At 64.1% G+C, this 18,659-nt stretch carries 16 protein-coding genes; 9 read left to right on the top strand and 7 right to left on the bottom strand.

The features are described from left to right. Positions 1-67 precede the first annotated feature (67 nt). Both BIWAKO_RS08135 and BIWAKO_RS08130 read right to left on the bottom strand, forming a co-directional pair. On the bottom strand, positions 68-1,261 hold the full coding sequence (locus BIWAKO_RS08135; RefSeq protein WP_176733282.1) for an ABC transporter substrate-binding protein: 1,194 nt from the start codon (positions 1,259-1,261) through the stop codon (positions 68-70). A gap of 5 nt (positions 1,262-1,266) precedes the next feature. Further along, on the bottom strand, positions 1,267-3,393 hold the full coding sequence (locus BIWAKO_RS08130) for a TonB-dependent siderophore receptor (RefSeq protein ID WP_069878197.1): 2,127 nt from the start codon (positions 3,391-3,393) through the stop codon (positions 1,267-1,269). A gap of 381 nt (positions 3,394-3,774) precedes the next feature. Between BIWAKO_RS08130 and BIWAKO_RS08125 the strand changes: the two genes are divergently transcribed. Beyond that, positions 3,775-4,485: an AraC family transcriptional regulator gene (locus tag BIWAKO_RS08125; RefSeq protein WP_069878195.1), complete on the top strand. Its 711-nt coding sequence runs from the start codon at positions 3,775-3,777 to the stop codon at positions 4,483-4,485. A gap of 241 nt (positions 4,486-4,726) precedes the next feature. Here BIWAKO_RS08125 and BIWAKO_RS08120 read toward each other — a convergent pair whose 3' ends face one another. The 3 genes from BIWAKO_RS08120 to BIWAKO_RS08110 are packed head-to-tail and all read right to left on the bottom strand — an operon-like array spanning position 4,727 to position 7,454. Beyond that, positions 4,727-5,743: an ABC transporter substrate-binding protein gene (locus BIWAKO_RS08120; protein WP_069878193.1), complete on the bottom strand. Its 1,017-nt coding sequence runs from the start codon at positions 5,741-5,743 to the stop codon at positions 4,727-4,729. Between the two features lie 50 nt (positions 5,744-5,793). Beyond that, the gene (locus BIWAKO_RS08115) at positions 5,794-6,660 is read right to left on the bottom strand and encodes an ABC transporter permease (protein WP_069878191.1); all 867 of its coding nucleotides are present in this window, start codon (positions 6,658-6,660) and stop codon (positions 5,794-5,796) included. Positions 6,661-6,674: 14 nt separating this feature from the next. Beyond that, on the bottom strand, positions 6,675-7,454 hold the full coding sequence (locus BIWAKO_RS08110; protein WP_069878189.1) for an ABC transporter ATP-binding protein: 780 nt from the start codon (positions 7,452-7,454) through the stop codon (positions 6,675-6,677). Between the two features lie 103 nt (positions 7,455-7,557). Between BIWAKO_RS08110 and BIWAKO_RS08105 the strand changes: the two genes are divergently transcribed. After that, complete coding sequence (locus BIWAKO_RS08105) at positions 7,558-8,223, top strand: response regulator transcription factor (protein WP_069878187.1); 666 nt, start codon at positions 7,558-7,560, stop codon at positions 8,221-8,223. Next, positions 8,210-9,580, top strand: a complete 1,371-nt coding sequence (locus BIWAKO_RS08100; RefSeq protein ID WP_244523378.1) for a sensor histidine kinase — start codon at positions 8,210-8,212, stop codon at positions 9,578-9,580. The genes BIWAKO_RS08105 and BIWAKO_RS08100 overlap by 14 nt, the downstream gene beginning before the upstream one ends. A gap of 173 nt (positions 9,581-9,753) precedes the next feature. Here BIWAKO_RS08100 and BIWAKO_RS08095 read toward each other — a convergent pair whose 3' ends face one another. Further along, positions 9,754-10,275 (bottom strand): 2'-5' RNA ligase family protein, encoded by a 522-nt coding sequence (locus tag BIWAKO_RS08095; RefSeq protein ID WP_141740019.1) that lies wholly within the window; start codon positions 10,273-10,275, stop codon positions 9,754-9,756. A 134-nt stretch (positions 10,276-10,409) separates the two neighbouring features. Between BIWAKO_RS08095 and BIWAKO_RS08090 the strand changes: the two genes are divergently transcribed. From BIWAKO_RS08090 to BIWAKO_RS08065, 6 genes are all read left to right on the top strand, one after another. Next, positions 10,410-11,510 (top strand): ABC transporter ATP-binding protein, encoded by a 1,101-nt coding sequence (locus BIWAKO_RS08090; protein ID WP_244523377.1) that lies wholly within the window; start codon positions 10,410-10,412, stop codon positions 11,508-11,510. 14 nt (positions 11,511-11,524) lie between these two features. Continuing rightward, on the top strand, positions 11,525-12,655 hold the full coding sequence (locus tag BIWAKO_RS08085; RefSeq protein WP_069878182.1) for an ABC transporter substrate-binding protein: 1,131 nt from the start codon (positions 11,525-11,527) through the stop codon (positions 12,653-12,655). A 68-nt stretch (positions 12,656-12,723) separates the two neighbouring features. Continuing rightward, the gene (locus tag BIWAKO_RS08080) at positions 12,724-13,554 is read left to right on the top strand and encodes an ABC transporter permease (RefSeq protein ID WP_069878180.1); all 831 of its coding nucleotides are present in this window, start codon (positions 12,724-12,726) and stop codon (positions 13,552-13,554) included. Then, positions 13,551-14,366, top strand: a complete 816-nt coding sequence (locus BIWAKO_RS08075) for an ABC transporter permease (protein WP_069878178.1) — start codon at positions 13,551-13,553, stop codon at positions 14,364-14,366. Before BIWAKO_RS08080 ends, BIWAKO_RS08075 begins: the two co-directional genes overlap by 4 nt. 258 nt (positions 14,367-14,624) lie before the next feature. Continuing rightward, positions 14,625-15,182, top strand: coding sequence for an HdeD family acid-resistance protein (locus BIWAKO_RS08070; protein WP_084651218.1), 558 nt, complete (start codon positions 14,625-14,627; stop codon positions 15,180-15,182). Between the two features lie 51 nt (positions 15,183-15,233). Continuing rightward, positions 15,234-16,721 (top strand): alpha/beta hydrolase, encoded by a 1,488-nt coding sequence (locus tag BIWAKO_RS08065; protein WP_069878177.1) that lies wholly within the window; start codon positions 15,234-15,236, stop codon positions 16,719-16,721. A gap of 69 nt (positions 16,722-16,790) precedes the next feature. On the opposite strand, the gene BIWAKO_RS08060 is transcribed toward BIWAKO_RS08065, so the two are convergent. Further along, on the bottom strand, positions 16,791-18,602 hold the full coding sequence (locus BIWAKO_RS08060) for an SLC13 family permease (protein ID WP_069878175.1): 1,812 nt from the start codon (positions 18,600-18,602) through the stop codon (positions 16,791-16,793). Between the last annotated feature and the right edge of the window lie 57 nt (positions 18,603-18,659).

Below are 18,659 nucleotides of genomic sequence, written 5' to 3'. Positions count from 1 at the left end.
GATATCCGATCCGATGCTACACAAAGAGATAGATGGCCACTTTGTGTCCGGTAGAACGCACGGCGATCTAAGGTCTGCCGGACCGGTGCTCCGGAATATCCCTGGATTCCACCCAGAACGTGCCGACCAGCGGCGCAGCCAGGAAGCGGGCGTTGATCTCTTCCAGAGTCTTGCCGGGATTCAGGGCATTAAAGACATCGGGCCTCAGCCACTTCGCCATGGCCTCGATCGCGACGAGGTGAACTGGTGTATGGACGAAGAGATGCCACAGGCCGAAGGCTCGTTTCCGCGTGATCGCCGCCATCGGGGCGAGATTGCGCCGTTCCAGCAGCCGCGCAAATCCGGCTGCGGCCGTTTGCGGTGAAACACCTGGGCCGAGGGCAAACCCTGCCGCATCGGCTTGGTCGGAGATACCAGTCGCGATGTAGACATCGGGATTGCGCGTGAGAACGTGCTCGATGCTGAGCTGGCCAACGGGAGTGGTGAGCGTCTCGGCCGCGATATTGTGCCCGCCGGCCAACCGGATGAAGCCATCGATGGTTCCCGGCCCCGCCGAAAAGCAACAGTCGGGGCGGGCGGCAAAGGCATGCAGAAAGACCGAGGGCGTGGTCTTTCCCGCACTTTGAAGCTGTGCCTCAATCGCCTTCAGATGCTCACGATAGAAGGTCAGATAGGCATCAGCCTGAGCCTCACGCCCGATCAGGCGCCCGAGTGCTCGCAGGCTCGGCTCGGTGTTTCGCAATGGCTCGAGGAAGAAATCGACGATCACCACGGGAATGCCGGCGGCCTCGATCTGGTTCAGCGCCGGCGTTTCGGCGCTGCTTGCGCCAAACCGGAAGGCATCGAACTTGCTCAGGACAAGCAGGTCGGGCTGTCGGGCGATGATCGCTTCGGCGGAGATCGTCTCGAACGCGTCGCGGCCGATCACGGGCACCGTGTCGATCGCGGGGAACCTGCTGCGCAGGATCTTCGGCTGGATTCCGTTTGCCCCTCCGTTGGCCCAGCCGGCGAGCAGGCTGACCGGGTCAGGATGGAGCAGGGACAAGGCATCAAGGCTGACCCAGGCTCCCAGCACGATCCGCCGCGCCGGCTGCGACAGCACGACCTCGCGCCCGGCGATATCGATCACGCTGATCTGCCCCTGGGCGGGCACGACAAGGGCTGTCAGCACCAGCAGCACGGCCGCCAGCATCATGGACGCCAGGGAGCGGGACAATTCGCGGGGCGTCATCGAGCCGGGCCGGCATCCATTCCTGCGCATGCGCCTCACCACCGGTAGCTGAGCGTTGCCAGAACGGTGCGCCGCGCGCCGAGCGAGCAGCCCGGTACGTTGCCGCATTGCGTGACGTAGTAGGTTTCGAAGAGATTCTTGGCGATGACGGAGAGCTTGGCGCCGCTGAACGACGGAGCGAGTTTTCCGAGATCGTATTGCAGGCTTGCGTCCACCAGCGTGTAGGGCGGAATCCTGACGGTGTTTGCGGCGTCATAGGTGCTGCCGACATAGCGGACGCCGCCGCCGATCCCCCATCCCTCGAACATGCCAGCCTGGACGGTGTAATCCGCCCAGATTGAGCCTTGATGGCCCGGTGCGCTCGGCAGGTGCTTGCCGATATCGGTGACGACGGTGCTCTGGGTGATTTCAGTGTCGAGATAGGCATAGGAAGCGATCAGGCCGAGCCCCTCCACCGGCTGCGCGCGCAGTTCGACATCGAAGCCGCGCACCGAGACCTCGCCAAGCTGGACACGGGCGAACGAACGCGCGGGATTGGGATCGGGCGTCAGCGTGTTCTGCTGACGGATGTCAAAGACTGCCGCGGTCAGCGAGGCATTGATGCCGTTGGGCTGGTATTTGATCCCCGCTTCATACTGACGCGCGGTCAGTGGCCTGAAGGCCGCCCCGGCGAAATCGGTCTCCGCCGTCGGCTGGAACGAGGTCGCGTAGCTGACATAGGGCGCAAATCCGCTGTCGAAGACGTAGCTCAGGCCGGCGCGACCGCTGAAGGCGCGATCATCGGTCGAGCTTCGCACCGTCGTGCCCGGTCCGACATTATAGGTCCTGGTCTTGGTATCGGCCCAGTCGTGCCGACCCGAGAACGTGGCGATCCAGCGATCGAACCTGATCTGGTCCTGTGCATAGATCCCGAGTTGGCGAAGTTCCGCATCCTTGCGCTGGAAATTGATGCCCGGGTCGACGACGGGCGAGCCATAGATCGGATTGAAGATCTGGATCGAACTGGCCGGGCCGCGTCCGACATCGTACTGGCTGTTTTCGCTGCGGTAATCGAGGCCGAGCAGCGCCGTGTGCGACAAGGCGCCGGTCTGGAAGCGGCCTTCCAGGCGGTTGTCGAGGGTCAGGGCCCGCGTGGCTGCGTCGATGCGGAAGGCGGCGCGGTTCAGGGTGCGGTTGTCGGCAAGCAGCTCACCATTACGGTTCAGTCCGCGCAGATAGATGCTGTTATCGGTGTAGCGCAGGTTCTGGCTGAAACTCAGATTGCCGCTGAACCGGTGCTCGAAGGCATAGCCAACCGAGGTCTGATCGCGATCGAACCGGTCGAAGCCTGGCTCCCCGGCATAGCGGCTGAATGGCAGGCGGCGATTGACCGGATTGGGAGAGAGCGTGCCGGAGGTCGGCAGATAGTTGAAGCCCGTCTTGCCGTCGCGCTCACGCAGATACTGGCCGAGAACGGTCAGCGTCGTGGCGTCAGTCGGCTTCCACGTCAAAGCCAGTGCAATGAACAGCCGATCGTCGTCGATGAAGTCGGTCTGCGTTTCAGAGAGGCGCCCCAGCCCGGTCAGGCGATAGAGGAGCTTGCCTTGCGGATCGACAGGGCCGCTGAGATCGAACGCGCCCTGGAGCCGGCCGAAGCTGCCAGTCTGAATCTGGACTTCACGCAACGGCGCTGCCAGCGGTCGCTTGCTGATCATGTTGATCAGTCCACCGGGGCCGCTCTGGCCGTAGAGCGTCGAGGAGGGCCCTCGCAGGACCTCGATGCGTTCGAGCCCGTAGGGCTCGATGACCGATGTGGTCCAATCCGTGGTGGCGCTGCCGTCCGGAAGGCGCATCCCGTCCAGAAAGAGATCCGCCTTGAAGCCCCGGATGAGCGTGTAGCTGTCGAATTTCGAGGCGGCACCATAGGTTTCGCCTCTGACACCGGCGGTATAGCGGAGCGCCTCGCTGACAGTTTGAGCGCCCTGCGCCCTGATCTGGTCCGCCGTCACGACGTTGATGGTCTGAGGGATTTCCAGGATGGGCGTATCGGTCTTGCTCCCCGTGGCCGAGCGGGTCGCGACATAGCCGCTGACCGGGCCGGCCGCGTTCTCGCCCTGGCCGTGAACGTCGATGGTATCGAGTTGGATGGAAGGAGAACTCGTGGGCGGCACACCTTGCGCCATACCAGATGTTGCAAATGCGACGAGCGATAGCGTGACAGAAATACCGATGCGACAGGTGTGACGAAAACGAGTGACTTCCAATAATTTTCTCAGAATTTCGACCGTATCGATCATGTAATATCTGCCGATTGATAGAGATGTATTCGATATCTACTTATAATCGTTCAGTTGAAGTCAATTTAGATTGATTTTAAACTGGAATCGATCTCCATTATTATATCATTGCCCCTTTTGCGAGCACGGATCATAATTGACAGTGATCGGGTCAAATTTGATCTCTTGAGGAACGGTTTGAATGAAAGAGGCGATTTCGGGTCACAATGCGCTCCCGACCATCGATCGCTTGCCGCTCGACGAGGAAACGCCGCGCGCCCCGTCACCGTGCTTCATCAATCCTTCGCAAGTGGCGCAAGGACGCGCTGGCATAGCCACCGCCGCACCGAACTGCTCCATGCGTCGGGCGGATTGCTGGTCCTGAGCACCGAAACCGGTACCTGGACGGTGCCATCGGGCTATGCGCTGCTCGTGCCCGCCGACATCCCCCATGAGCTCGCCGGCTTCGGCTGCTGCGAGATGCGAGCCGCGTTCTTCACAGATGAGGCTCTTGGCCCGGCCCTCCCGGCCGAGTGCCGCGTCATCGCGGTCTCCGATCTGCTCGATGTCGCGATGAAGTCGCTTGCGACCGGCCCGCTGCTCTATGATGTCGCGGGGCGCGGCGGGCATCTCGCGGCGCTCGTCGTCGATGAGATCGCCAAGGCGCCGGAAATCCACATCGCCCTGCCCATGCCGCACGCCATGCGGTTGCGGAAACTCTGTCGCGACATGATCCAGAAGCCGTCGCTGGATCTCGATCTGGACGGTTGGGCCCAACATGTCGGAGTGAGCCGCAGCACCTTTACGCGCCAGTTCCGAAGCGAGACGGGGCTCAGCTTTGCCGAATGGCGGCGTCGCCTGCGCATGCTTCACACGCTGACGCTCCAGGCCGATGGGGTTCCATTGCGACAGGCCGCCCGAACCGCCGGCTACCGCAGCGCCAATGCGTTACGCGACATGATGCGCCGTACCATGTCGGAGACCATGAGGCCGTCATAGGGCTGGCGCGTTCCGCGACTTCAAGGTGATCAGGTCGCCGGGCGTGTGACAACCGCTGTCATCGTCGCGCGGGCGGCGGAGATTGCGGGAGCTCCGCTCACGGTTTCAGTCGCGGCGCGAAACCGATGCCGCTGCCTGGGGGCAGCTTTCCGCCGTCTGTGGCGGCATCTTTCAGCCCCCGGCGGCGATATCGAGGCTCATCGCCGGGCATCATGCGGCCGGCGATGAGCCATTGCGGGGGCTAGCTGCCCGAGCGGGCCGTCAGCTGTGGGACGAACATGTCGCTCCACTTGGCGGGCTTGACCTTGATCGAACCCGCCTTGTGCATGAACTCGGCGAACTGCAGGACGCCGGTCGGTGTCGCCGAGAAGCGCGCGTCGGGATCCTCGATCATCTGTTGGACTTCGGCGACCTCGACCTTGACCTTGGAACTCCTGACGAAGATCTCGGCGGCCAGTTTCTTGTCCTTGGCGATCAGCGCCGTGGCATCGTCCATCGCGTCGATAAAGGCCTGCGTCATCTTCGGATTGGCGTCGACGAACCTCTTCGGGGCGAAGGTGACGTCGAGTGTGATGTTGCCGAGATAGTCGACCGAGTTGAGCACACGGTGGACGCCAGGCGCCTTGGCCTCGATGTACTGGAAGGGCGGTGAGGTGAAATGCGCCTTGATCTCGGTCTTGCCGCCGATCAGCGCCCCCAGCGCCTCCGGATGCGGCAGGCTGACCGTCAGCGGGTCCATCTTGGCATAATTCTCGGCGCCGAATTCCTTGGCCGCGATCATCTGCAGCACGACGGCGGCAAGCGATGTCTTGATGCCGGGCAACGCGATCTTGTCGCTTGGCGTGAAATCCTTGAGTGTCTTGAGCTCAGGCTTGTTGGCCATCATCCAGAGCGCGGTCGAGCTCATGCCGGAGACGCCGACCACCTCGACATTGGGAATGCCCTTGGCCTTGGCCCAGAGCGTGACGAAGCCCGGCGCGCCGGTGCCGGCAAAGTCGAGCGTGCCCGCCATCATCGCGTCGTTGATGACATTGCCGCCGTCGAGCATCAGCCAGTTGACCTTGACGTCGCCGAGGCCAGCGGCCTTGGCGCGCTTCTCGAGGAGCTGCTGGTCCTGCATCACGATCAGCGGCAGATAGAGGATGCCAAAGCCCTTCGAGATCCGGACTTCGCTGACCTCGGCGCGGGCCGGGCCGGCGAGCGGGAGGCTGAGCGCGGCAACCGTGAAGGCGGCGCGCAGGACAGTCTTCAATGCCATTGGATGTTCTCCCTCTGAGTGGTGGCCGTTCGGTCTCTTGAAAGCGGTCGTCAGTGCTGCATGCCCCAGCGCCGGATCGTCTTGCGCTCGATCGTCGCGAAGATGATGTTCTCGACGAAGAGGCCGATCAGGATCACCGTGAAGAGCCCGGCGAAGACATTCGCCGTTTCGAGCTGGTTGCGGTTCTCATAGATGAACCAGCCGAGGCCGCCCGAGCCCGACGACACCCCGAAGACGAGCTCTGCCGCGATCAGCGTGCGCCAGGCAAAGGCCCAGCCGACCTTGAGGCCGGTCAGGATCGCCGGGAAGGCCGCGGGGATGAGGATGAGGCGAACGAGCTTCAGTCCGCGCAGGCCGTAGTTCTGGCCGACCATGCGCAACGTGTTGGACACCGAGCGGAAGCCTGCATGTGTGTTCAGCGCGATCGCCCAGAGCACGGAATGCACGAGCACGAAGATGATGCTGCCCGAGCCGAGCCCGAACCAGATCAATGCCAATGGCAAGAGTGCGATTGCCGGCAGGGGATTGAACATCGAAGTCAATGTCTCAAGCAGGTCGGCCCCGATGCGCGAGCCGATCGCCACTGTCGTCAGCAAGGCGGCCAGCGCGATGCCGATGCCGTAGCCGATGACCAGGGTCTGTAGCGAAACCAGCATGCGCTGCGGGATGACGCCGCTTGCGATGTTGTCGATAAAGGCCTCGACCGTTTGGCCAAAGGTCGGAAACAGCAACGGATTGCCGAGCCAGCGGCCATAGGCCTCCCAGGCAATGGCGAGCACGGCGAGGATCAGCGCCTTGCGCACGAACCCGAGCCGATAGACGCGCTCGACGAGGCCGAGCGTCTTGGCGATGACCGGGGCATCGCTCGAATGGACTTCGCGAATGATCTCGGGGCGGAAGGTGAGAAGATCGGTCATGTCGGTCGTTCCTCTCAATGCGCTGCGAAGAGCATGTCGTTGATGCGGGTCTCCAGCGCGGCCTGCGTGCCGGTGCCCATCTCCTCCGGCGGCACGCTGTTGAGCTCGGCCTTGACCTCGCCCGGATGGGGCGACAACAGCAGGATGCGGGTGCCAACGCGGATCGCCTCCTCGATCGAATGCGTCACGAAGAGCACGGTGAAGCGGGTGTCGTCCCACAGCCGCAGCAGCTCGTCCTGCATCTTGCGGCGGGTCAGCGCGTCCAGGGCGGCGAAGGGCTCGTCCATCAGCAGCACATCCGGCTCCATGGCCATGCCGCGCGCAATCGCGACGCGCTGCTTCATGCCGCCCGAGAGCATGTGCGGATAGCTGTCGATGAACTTCGTCAGCCCGACCTTGTCTATATAGGATTTCGCACGCTCTTCGGCCTCCGCCGCGGACGCCCGTCCGCTCGCGGTCAGCGCGAACACGACATTCTCCAGAACGGTCTTCCAGGGCAGAAGCTGATCGAATTCCTGGAACACCATCATCCGGTCCGGACCGGGTTCGGTGACCTCGCGCCCCTTGAGGCTGATGCGGCCCTCGACCGGCTTCAGATAGCCGCCGATCGCCTTCAGCAGGGTCGACTTGCCGCAGCCGGACGGTCCGAGCAGGACGAAGCGATCGGACGGGTAGACATCGAAGGAGACGCGCCGCGTCGCGGTGACGACGACGTCAGGGGTCTTGTACTGCAGCGTGACGCCTTCGACGGAGAGAAGTGGCGTGGCGGCGCTGATATCAAATGGGGCGTGCATCGGCCCTCCCTTGCTTTCGTTTCCCTGCGCACTTGTGGCGCTTGCCGTGTTAGTAGCGTTCGAAACTGACTCTGACCTGACTCCGACGAAGGATGTTCCGGCCGTGCGCGTTCTTGTCGTCGAAGACACCGCCGATATTGCCGAGGCCATCGTGATGCGGTTCGAAAAGATCGGTCACGCCGTCGACTGGGAAGCCAATGGGCGTACCGCTGCCGAGCTGCTCCAGGTGCAGGCCTATGATCTCGTGATTCTCGACCTGACCTTGCCGGGCGAGGACGGGCTCGCGTTGCTCAGGAATCTGCGTGCGCGGCGTCAGAAGACACCGGTGCTGGTCATCACCGCGCGTTCGGCCGTCGACGAACGGGTCAGCGCGCTTGATCTCGGCGCAGATGACTACCTGACCAAGCCCTTCGACTTCCGCGAACTCGAGGCGCGCTCCCGCGCCTTGCTGCGACGCAGCGCAGGACTTTCCGACAATATGCTGCGTGTCGGTCCTCTCACCATCGATCGCGCGGGCCGGGTCGCGAGCATCGGCGACCGGCCGCTCAACCTGACGCGCCGCGAACTGACGGTTCTCGAGATCCTGGCGGCGCGGCCGGACAGGATCGTGCCGAAGGAGGAACTGGTCGAGCAACTCTTCAACTTCGATCAGGAACCGAGTCCGAACGCCGTCGAGCAATTCGTGGCACGCCTGCGGCGCAAGCTCGCGGATGCCCCCATCGAGATCAGAACCTTGCGCGGTCTGGGCTATCAGCTTGCTGCGACGTGACCTTCTCCTCTCGCTGCGGGTCCGTATCATCGTCGTTCTGTCGGCGGTGCTGGGGCTCGGCGCGGTCGTGCTTGGCGTCGCCGCATGGCACTCGGCGACGATCGCGGCAGAGCAGGCCTATGATCGGCTGCTCAGCGGCGGCACGATCCAGATCGCGGAAAATGTCTATGTCCAGGGTGGCGTCGTCGCGCTTGATCCGCCTGTTGCCGCGATTGCGACACTCTCCGCCTATGATCTGGTTTTCTACAAGGTGGTCGATCCGCGCGGAGTGGTGGTTGCCGGCTATGAGGATCTTGCCTCAGGAGCCGAGCCGGCGGCCGCGCGCAGTGGTGTCGTGCTCGAGGATGGCTCCTTTCAGGGGCAGCCCGTGCGCATCGCGACGGTCGCCCGCCAAATCGATGATGCGAGGCTCGGTGGCTGGGCGACCATCGTGGTGGCGCAGACGATCGATGCCCGAGCCGCGCTTGCGCGCGATCTCACTCTCAAGGCGCTTGGTGTCATTGCCGCGATGAGCGTGCTCGCTTTGCTGGCGACGGGCTTCGCGGTGCGCCTCGCCCTGAAGCCGTTGACTCGGATCGAACTGGAGATCGCACGCCGCCGCCCAGACGATCTGCGCCCGATCCAGACAGAGCCGCCGATCGAGATCCGCAACCTCGTCCATGCCATCGACGATTTCATGCGCCGACTTTCCGATCGCATGGCCGTGATGCAACGCTTCATCGCCGATGCAGCCCATCAGATTCGCACGCCGCTCGCCGCACTCGACGCACAGGTCGAGATCCTGTCGAGCGCGAGCCCCTTGAAGCGCCGCGCGGAACATATCGCCCGCGTTCGCGAGCGCACCACCGAGTTGGCGCGTCTCACCAGTCAGTTGCTCGACCATGCGATGGTCATCCACCGCGCCGACGCGGCACGCGCCGCGCCGGTCGATCTTAACGAACTGGCAAAAGCGGTTCTCGCCAAGGCCGTTCCACTTTCGCTGCCGCGCGAGGTCGACATTTCCTTCACGCCGGCGCCCTCGGCTCCGGTCATCGACGGCGACGCGGTGAGCCTGCGCGAGGCGCTTGCCAACCTCATCGACAACGCACTCGTCCATGGCGCGCGTACGAGGCTGTCCCTGACGGTCTCGGCGGACACGAGGAGCGCCTGGATCGAGGTTGGCGACGATGGCGACGGCTTCCCGGTCGAGCTGGCGGAAACACTGACCAAACCCTTCGAGAAGGGCGGACACTCCAGGGGGTCCGGGCTCGGCCTATCGATCGCCGCAGAAGTCGCACGCGCCCATGACGGTGAACTCAGTTTTGCGAGGAACGCTGGCTTGACGCTCGTTCGCATGTCGTTTGCCCGCTCGGATTGAGCCGCTTCATCGCGGAAGCTCCAGGCCATCCCAGGTGACGCCGCCGCCCGAGGCGCTCCATCCGACGATCTGCTTACGATATCCGCCGGCCGAACTTTTTTGCTCGCGGTGCCGCCCCGAGGGATGATCGATGATGTGACGGCGGGAGCCGATCGGCGTACCGAGGCTCCGCTTTAGAGACCCGTCTTCCCAAGCTCCGCTGTCTCGATCACGGCCCATTCGGAGATGGGGATATCCTGGCCCGACCGAACCACGCAGAGCCGGTCGAAGATGATCGTCCTCCCCGTCAGCATGCGCTGGAATTCGGCCGCGGCAGAAACCTTCGGGGCGGGCGCGACGGGGCCATAGAGCAACGAGACATGCGGCATGAAACTGCCAGCCATGTCGCTGTCCAGTCGCTGCTTGAGCAGCGCCAGCGGCGGGCTGGTGTGAAAGCGCGCATAGAAGGACCGGAAATAGGCGTCGCTGGTTTCGATCGCGGCGACAGCTTCCCGGAAGGCCGGGACCGTGGCAGCGGCCTCCGTGATCCCGCCTGCGAGCGCGGCGATGGGCAGATCCGTGTCTCCCTTGACCGTCAGATGTGGCGTGAACAGCGGCGCGCCGAAGCGGCCGGCGAGATCCGCAACCAGGCCGGCGAGGAACGCGCCGTCCTCGGCGCTCGGCATAAGCCAGATCGAATGGATTTGGGGTGACATCAAGCCTTCATAAACCTGTTGCACATCGGCGCGAGTGTTCGTTATGTTTATTCCAAGCGGTTCAGAAAATGGAAGAGATATTCCATTGAGCTGGAAAAAGGTCGCGCAAGGGAGAAGGCGTTTTGCAAGTGGGAGTGCCGGACAGGGCGCGCAGCGGCGCGGCCATCAGCGTGCGTGACCTGCATGTCGCCTATGGCGGCACGCGGGTGCTGCACGGCGTCAGCCTCGATTTCACGCCCGGCAGCTTCACGGCGCTTCTCGGTTCGTCCGGCTGCGGCAAGACCACGTTGCTGCGCTCGCTCAGCGGATTCGTGCCGGTGCAGTCCGGTTCGATCATCGTCGGCGGCACTGATGTCGCGTCACTGCCGCCGGAGAAGCGCGGGATGGCGATGGTCTTCCAGTCCTATGCGCTTTGGCCGCATATGACGGTGCTGCAGAATATCGGCTATGGGCTGAAGCTGCGTGGTGCGTCCAAGTCCGAGATCGCCGCCAAGGTCGCATCCATGCTCGAGTTCCTCGGTCTCACGGGGTACGAAAGCCGCAAGGTCACGGCGCTCTCGGGTGGGCAGCGTCAGCGTGTGGCGCTTGGCAGGGCGCTGGCGATCGATCCGGGCATCCTGCTGCTCGACGAGCCACTTTCCAATCTCGACGCCAAGATCCGCATGACGATGCGCCACGAGATCCGCGCGATCCAGCAGCGTCTTGGCCTGACCGCCGTCCATGTCACGCATGATCGCGAGGAGGCCATGACCATGGCCGACCGGCTCGTCATCATGCAGGCAGGGCGGATTGCGCAGGTCGGCACGCCCGAAGAGGTCTATGATCGCCCGGCTACGGCCTTCGTCGCGAATTTCATGGGGGCGGAGAATGTCCTTCCTCTGCATGTCGAGCGCTCCGAGAGCGGCGCCTCGCTTAGGGCGGGTGATGCCACGGCCCAGATCGCGGCCGAGGCATTCGATACTTTGCCTGCTGGAGATGCCGTCGCCTATTTCCGGGATGATGTCGCGCGCCTCGATGCGGCCGACGCCCCAGCCTCCGACGACCTGCTGGTGCCAGGACGCATCGCCGCTCGTGCCTATCCCGGCGGAGTCTACCGCTACCGGGTCGAAGCCGCCGGCCGCCAGATCACGGTCGACGACGCTGCCCGTCACGAACTCGGAACGAAAGTCGGCCTGCGCATTCCGCTGCAGCGCCTCCACATCTTCCCGGCATCCGAGGCCGGGATCGCCGCCTGACAGGGAGTCAGCTCATGCGCATTCTTACAGTTGCCTGCTCGATTGCAGCGCTGATGGTGGCGACGCCGCTGTCCGCTCAGACCCTGAACGTCGCCACCGCCGGCGACCAGAACATGGTCGACTACGTGAAGGACTATCTCGGGCCGATGTTCGAGAAGTCGCATCCCGGCGTGAAGGTCGTCTCCGTCGGAACCGGCGCCGGCGATTCCGGATCGCAGAAGATCTTCGAGAAGCTCGACGCCCAGAAGAGCGCTGCTGCTTCGGATTTCGATGTTGTCGTCATCCACCAGAAAGCGGCCGGCACGATGGTGAAGGAAGGTCTCCTCGCCAAGTATACCGACAAGGTCGACACTGCGAAGCTCGTCTCCAGCGAGACCGCGAAGAACTCGCTCGGCGCCGACGTTTCCGGCTTCGTGATCCCGATGTTCCAGTCGCAGACCGCGCTTGCCTACAATGCCGACATGCTGAAATCGCCTCCTGCGACCTATGCCGAGCTGAAGGACTGGGCCAAGAAGAACCCCAAGCAGTTCGGCTATAACGGCATCAAGGGCGGCATGTCCGGCGTCGCCTTCGTGGCGGGCTGGGTCTACGCTTTCGGCGGCGACGCCGACAAGCTGATCAAGGGACCGTATGATCCTGCAGTGAAGGCGACCTGGGATGGCGCGCTTGCCGACCTGAAGGACTTCAACAAGAGCGTCGTGATCACGCCCGGCAATGCCGGCACGCTCGACATGCTGAACCGCGGCGAGATCGCCATCGGGCCGGTCTGGGTCGACATGTTCTATTCCTGGCAGGCGGACGGCAAGCTGCCGCCGAACATGAAGCTGAAGCTCGCGGCCCCCGGCATGCCGGGCCAGCCGATGTACTACGCCGTGCCGGAGAAGACCGCGCACCGGAAGCTCGCCGAGGAGTTCATCGCGCTCGCCACCAGCCCGCAGGTGCAGGCGGACGGCATCGTGAAGAAGTTCAACTGGTATCCGGGCATCGACGCCAAGAACCTTGAAGGCAAGCTCGATCAGGCGGCCTGGAACAAGCTGTTCACCGACATCACCCCGACCGACCTGTCCAAGAACGCCAAGGCGTTCCCGATCGCGCCCTATTTCAACGACATTCTCGAAGGTTACGAGAAGAAGGTCGCGAACTGAGGCGTTCAAGCCATCTCCTGGCCCGACGCAAGTCGGGCCACCTTTCCTCTCGGTCGGCGCACCTGCCCATGTCCCAACGCCAGCTGGCGCTGATCCTGATCACGCCGGGCCTGCTCCTCGTCGCGGCTCTGTTCCTGTACCCGCTCGGTTTCTCGCTGATTTCGGCCTTCACGCGGCCGGACGGCTCCCTGACGCTGGAATGGTTCGCCAAGGCCTTCGAGCTCTACTCCGGCGATATCGTCTTCACGGTGATCATCGTGCTGACCTCCTGCCTGCTGACCGCGCTGGCGGCGATCGCCATCGCGGGAACGCTGACTCTCGGCGAAAACAGATGGGTCGTGGGCACACTGAAGGCGCTCTATCGCTGGCCGCTCTTCATCCCCTTCATCGTCGCTGCGCAGTGCATGCGGACCTTCCTCGCCAAGAACGGGTTGATGAACAACACCTTCGTCTCGCTTGGCCTGATGGACCCGCTGAGCGCGACGAGCTTTCTCGACTGGCGCGGCATCATCGCGACCTTCGTGTGGAAGCAGACGCCGTTCGTGGCCCTGCTGCTGGCCGGCGCATTGGCGTCGATCGATCGGGCGACGCTCGAAGCCGGCCGCAATCTCGGCGCTTCGCGCCTTCGGGTGCTGGTGGAGCTGGCGCTGCCGCAGGTGATGCCGACCCTCCTCGTCGCGCTGGTCCTGTCCTTCGTGACGATGCTCTCGGTGCTGTCCGTGCCGATGATGGTGTCCGGTTCACAGCCGACCATGCTGACCGTCGACATGGCTTTTCGCATCAACGCCTATGGCGACTACGCCACCGCCAATGCGCTGGGCGTCATCACCTATCTCATCAGTGCGGGGGCCGCGATCCTTTACCTGAAACGCGGCATGTCGAAGGAGGCCGCGCCATGATCCGGCTCGTCTCCACAGCGAGGGCGGCGCTGGCGGCTGCTGTTCTCACCGCTTTCGCCTTCGTGCTCAGCGGCCCGCTCGCGAACCTTGCCCTGTGGTCGGTCGCCGAACGCTGGTACACGCCCTACAAGCTGCCGGTGACCTATGGCACCCGCTATTGGGAGCAGGTCTTCCGTCCGACCGGCGATGCCATGGCCTCGCTCGGCACCAGCGTATGGATCGCGGTGCTGACGGTCATCGTCGCGCTCGCGCTCTCGATCCCGGCTGGCTATGCGCTGGCGCGGCTGAAGCTGCCGGTGCGAGCCCTGTTCATGGTGATGTTCCTGCTGCCGCAGGCCTTCCCGTCAGTCGCGATCTACATCAACGTCGCGCGCGTTTTCTACCAGATCGGCATCAACGGCACGGTCTTTGCCGTGGTCCTCGTCCACGCCGCTCACGGCCTCGTCTATTCCGTCTGGATCGCAGCGGCGGCCTTCGCGGCCGTCGACAAGGACCTGGAACTGGCGGCCCGCAATATCGGCGCCTCGCCATTGCGCACCTTCGCCACGGTGACGTTGCCGCTGGCTGCACCTGGCATCATCGCCAGCGGCATCTTCGTGTTCCTGGAATCGCTCGATGAATTCACCGGCACCTTCTTCGTCGGCGTACCGCAGGTCACGACATTGCCGCTGCTGCTCTACAACGCGGCGATGGGCGGGAATTACCAGGTCGCGTCGATTACGGCGCTGATCCTGCTCGTTCCGTCCGTGTTGTTCATGCTGTTCATCGAGCGCTTCCTGCGCGCCGACGTCCTGGCGAAGGTCGGTGCGTGAGGCCACCAGTATGTGCCTGATCGCGGTCCAGGGCGTCTGTCGCGGCATTGCGTCAGCACACCCGGGCCGCCGCCTACCAAAATCCATGAAAACGGGATTCCCTGACTAGCTTTGGGATTCCCTGCTGATCCGTGCCGGGACCTTGCGCGGCATAACTGCACCTGACGGCATGGCCCGGTTGCGACTGTCTGCCGGCTCGGCTGGCGGTCTCGGCGGCAATGCCGTCGCTTGCAGCTACAGCGATGGATTGCGCAACTCATGGCCCAGAATTCAAGCAGGTCCGACCACAGCCTCGTTCGGTTGATGTCGGGCAAGATCATCGCGCTCGGGATCGCACTCGTGATTTGCGGGATCATCGCGATCGCGAGCCCCGCCATCTCGACCATGGCCGTGACCCTGTTCCTTGGTCTGATCCTGGCTGTCGCCGGCGCATTCAAGGTGGTCCAGTCCTTCATGGTCAAGGAGTGGAGCGGCTTCGTCTGGCAGCTGCTGGTCGGGATGATCGAACTGCTGGGCGGCATTCTGGTGTATTTCAACCCGATGAAGGGGGCGATCGCCATCACCCTGGTGATCGCACTCGTGCTGATCGCAGAAGGCCTCGCCCAGCTCGGGCTCGCCATCAAGATGCGCTCGCAGAGCGGCGTAGGCTGGATGTTCCTGTCCAGCATCATCACGATCGTCGTTGGTGTCGCCTTGGCGATGCGGCTGCCCTATGGCGGCATCTATGCGCCGGGCACGCTGGTGGGGGTCTCGCTGCTCTTCGCCGGCTGGGCCTATATCGCGATCGCGCTCGCCGCCCGGAAGGCCGCTGCCTGACCTCCCGGTTCGGCGTATCATCGGCGGAACAGGTTCTCGAAGGTTTCAGGCATGCGCGGTTTCATCGGCAAGACGCTGAAGCGCGGGGGTATTGTCCTCGCGATCGTCGCCCTGTCCCTGCTCGGGCTGCGCATCTACGACACTCAGCGCGGCGCGCCGCTTGAGCCCTGGCACACCTATGTGCCGCATGAACTCTCGATCAAGGAACTCGATCGCGGCAGCTGGGACGACTATCTCAAGGCGGAGGCGGCAGCCTTCGCGGGCGTGCGGGCGGAGGTCACGCAAAAGCTCGCCCCCGAGGAGCGTGTTCCGGTTAATCGCTATTTCGACGGCAGCGCGATCCATCCCGAGCATTTCAAGCAAGATTGGAACCGCTCCTATGTCATGGAGCCGGAGGGCAAGCCGGTTGGCGTGGCCGTGTTCCTGCACGGGCTGACGGATTCGCCCTACAGCCTGCGCCACGTCGCGCGGCAATATCGTGACCGTGGTTTCGTCGCTATCGCGATCCGGCTGCCCGGGCATGGCACGGTGCCGGCCGGACTGACCGAGATCGAGTGGGAGGATTGGCTGGCTGCGACACGTCTCGCCGTCAGGGAGGCGAGAAAGCGAGTGGGGCCTGCCGCGCCGCTGCATCTCGTCGGCTTTTCGAATGGCGGCGCGCTTGCGCTGATGTATGCGCTCGAAGCGCTCGAGAACAAGGAACTGGCGCGGCCGGACCGTCTCGTCCTGATCTCGCCGATGATCGGGATCACGGCTTTCGCACGCTTCGCCGGGCTTGCCGGCCTGCCAGCCATCCTGCCGGCTTTCGCCAAGGCGGCCTGGCTCAGCGTTCTGCCCGAGTTCAACCCGTTCAAGTACAATTCCTTTCCGGTCAACGGCGCACGGCAGTCGCATCTGCTGACCAACGCCCTGCAGCAGAAGATCCTGCGGCTGGCGCGGGAAAACCGGTTGAAGGACCTGGCGCCGCTCATCAGCTTCCAGTCGGTGATGGATTTCACCGTGAGCACGCGGGCGATCATCACCTCGCTCTATGCCCATCTGCCGGCGAATGGCAGCGAGCTCGTCCTGTTCGACCTGAACCGTTCGACCAAGTTCGGGCCGCTGCTGAGCTCGGCTTCAGACACGCTGTTGAGCCGCATGCTGCCGGCACCGCCGCGGAATTTCCGGGTGTCGATCATCACCAATGCCAGCGAGGATTCGAGCGATGTCGTCGAACGGGTGACCGAGGCCGGCGCCTCGGCCGAGACCGTGCGGGACCTCGGATTGTCCTATCCTTTCGACGTGTTTTCACTGTCGCATGTCGCCCTGCCATTCCCCGTGACCGATGGCCTCTACGGCCTCAAACCCGATCCGGCGGAGGATTTCGGCATCAAGCTTGGGGCGGTGGCCGCCCGCGGAGAGCGCGGCACCCTGATCGTCAATCTCGATTCGCTGCTGCGGATGTCCTCAAACCCGTTCTTTCCCTATCTGATCGACCGGATCGACGAACCGCTGCGCGGCGCGGCGTCCGCATCTCCTCCCGTGCCCGTCACGCGATAGGCGACGCCGGCGCCAGTTCCACGCCGATTGGATCATGGCCGGCGGTCCGCGTTCGGACCGCCCGGGAGTTCAGAACCGCCAGATCAGCGGCACGTAGAACACCGCCATGATGAAGAACCAGATCATCAGCGGCGTCCCGAGCTTCCAGTAGCTGTTGAAGCTGTAGCCGCCGGGGCCCATCACCATCATGTTCGTCGCGGTCGCGATCGGCGTCATGAAGGACGCCGCCCCTGCGATACACAGGCTCATCAGGATCGGGCGGGGCGAGACCCCCATGCCAGTGGCCGCCGCCATGGCAATGGGAATGACCAGCATCGTGGTGGCCGTGTTGCTCATGATCTGGCCGAGGCTTGCGGTCAGCACGAAAAGGCCCGCGAGAAACACGACCGGCCCGGCATCGCCGGTGAGCGCAACGAGGTAATTGGCGACGAGCTGTGCGGCGCCCGATTGCACCATGGCGGTGGAGAGCGGCATCATCGCCCCGACCAGGATCACCGTCGTCCAGTTGATGGCCCGGTAGGATTGCTCGACCGTGACGATGCCCGTGAGGATCAGCAGGCAGGCCGAGACGAGCCCGGCCACGGCAGGCGGGACGATGCCCGTGGCAAGCAGCACGACGAGGCAGGCCAGCACTGCGACGGCGACGCCGGCTCCGGCGCCCATCGGCACCGCCTGGCGCCTGACGAGATCGGGCGAGTTGACGACCAGGATGTCGGGGTCCGTGAGCTGCAGGTCGAGTGCTTTCCAGCTGCCTTCCAGCAGGATCGTGTCGCCAGCCTGAAGAACATCGTCGGGTTCGAGATCGACGCCGGCCCGCTGCACCGCCAGCACCACGAGATCGCCGCTATCGGTGATCATGCCGGGGAACATCGCGCGTCCGATGAGGGCCGAGCGCGGCGGGATGACGACTTCTGCAAGGCCGGAGCGGCGGTTGAACAGGCTCGGCCCGGCCTCGTCGTCGCCTCCGTCCTCGCGCAAGGCGAGGTGCTTCTCCGCAGCGAGATCGGCGACGGCTGCCGCATCGCCCTTCACGAGCAGGTAGTCGCCTTCCGAGATCGCCGGCGCGCGCAATGGCGTGCCGGAATCTCCGGCCTGAACGGCCATCAAGGTGAGACGCTGATCGCCGGCGAAGTCCAGGGCAGCGGGTGCACTCCCGATATAGGACGAGGTGGCGCGTACGCGCAGCCGGAAGACGCCGTCGCTCAGTCCGTAGTGCTCGACCAGCGTCTGGGCGTGGCGGCTGAAGTCGGCGGGCAAGCGCGCTCTGCTCTGCTCGGGCAGCAAGCGCTTTCCCAAGAGCAGGATGATCGCCATCGTGCCGGCGAGCAGGGGAATGCCGACGAGGGCGAACTCGGCGAAGGCGAAGCCCTGCAACCCGGCATCTTCCAGCGCTTCCGAGACCAGGATGTTCTTCGGGGCACCGGTGAGCAGCAGGTTCGAGCCGGCATGGGCCGCAAAGGCCAGTGGCATCAGGAGCTGCGACGGGGATTGGCGCAGCCGGATCGCGGCCATCACCACGACCGGCATCAGGGCTGCCACCGCGCCGCCGCCGCTGATCAGGGCGCTCAGGCAGCCAACGGCCGTCATGATGATGATCAGCAGGCGGGTTCGCCTGTTCTCGCCCGCCTTGGCGATCAAGAGCTGTCCTGCCCAGGCGGTCACGCCCGTCTTCTCGAGCGCGGCACTGACGATGAAGAGACTGGCGATGAACAGCACCGCGCGATCGCCAAATCCGGCAAGAGCCTGCTCCAGCGTGACGGCGCCGGTCGCCCAGAGCGAAAGCGCGGCTCCAATAGCCACGACAATGACCGGCAGCCTGTTCCAGGCGAACAGGGCAATCGTGATCACGGTGACGACGGCGGTGCTCTCGATCGGGGTCAAGTCTGGTCCAGTCTTGAGATGATGTGTGTCAAAGCGGCCATGGCACGAGGCCTCCGC

It is taken from the genome of Bosea sp. BIWAKO-01, assembly GCF_001748145.1.
Lineage (GTDB): Bacteria > Pseudomonadota > Alphaproteobacteria > Rhizobiales > Beijerinckiaceae > Allobosea.
The sequence above is the reverse complement of the archived record's forward strand: the minus strand, read 5'-3'. Positions and strand labels throughout refer to the sequence as shown.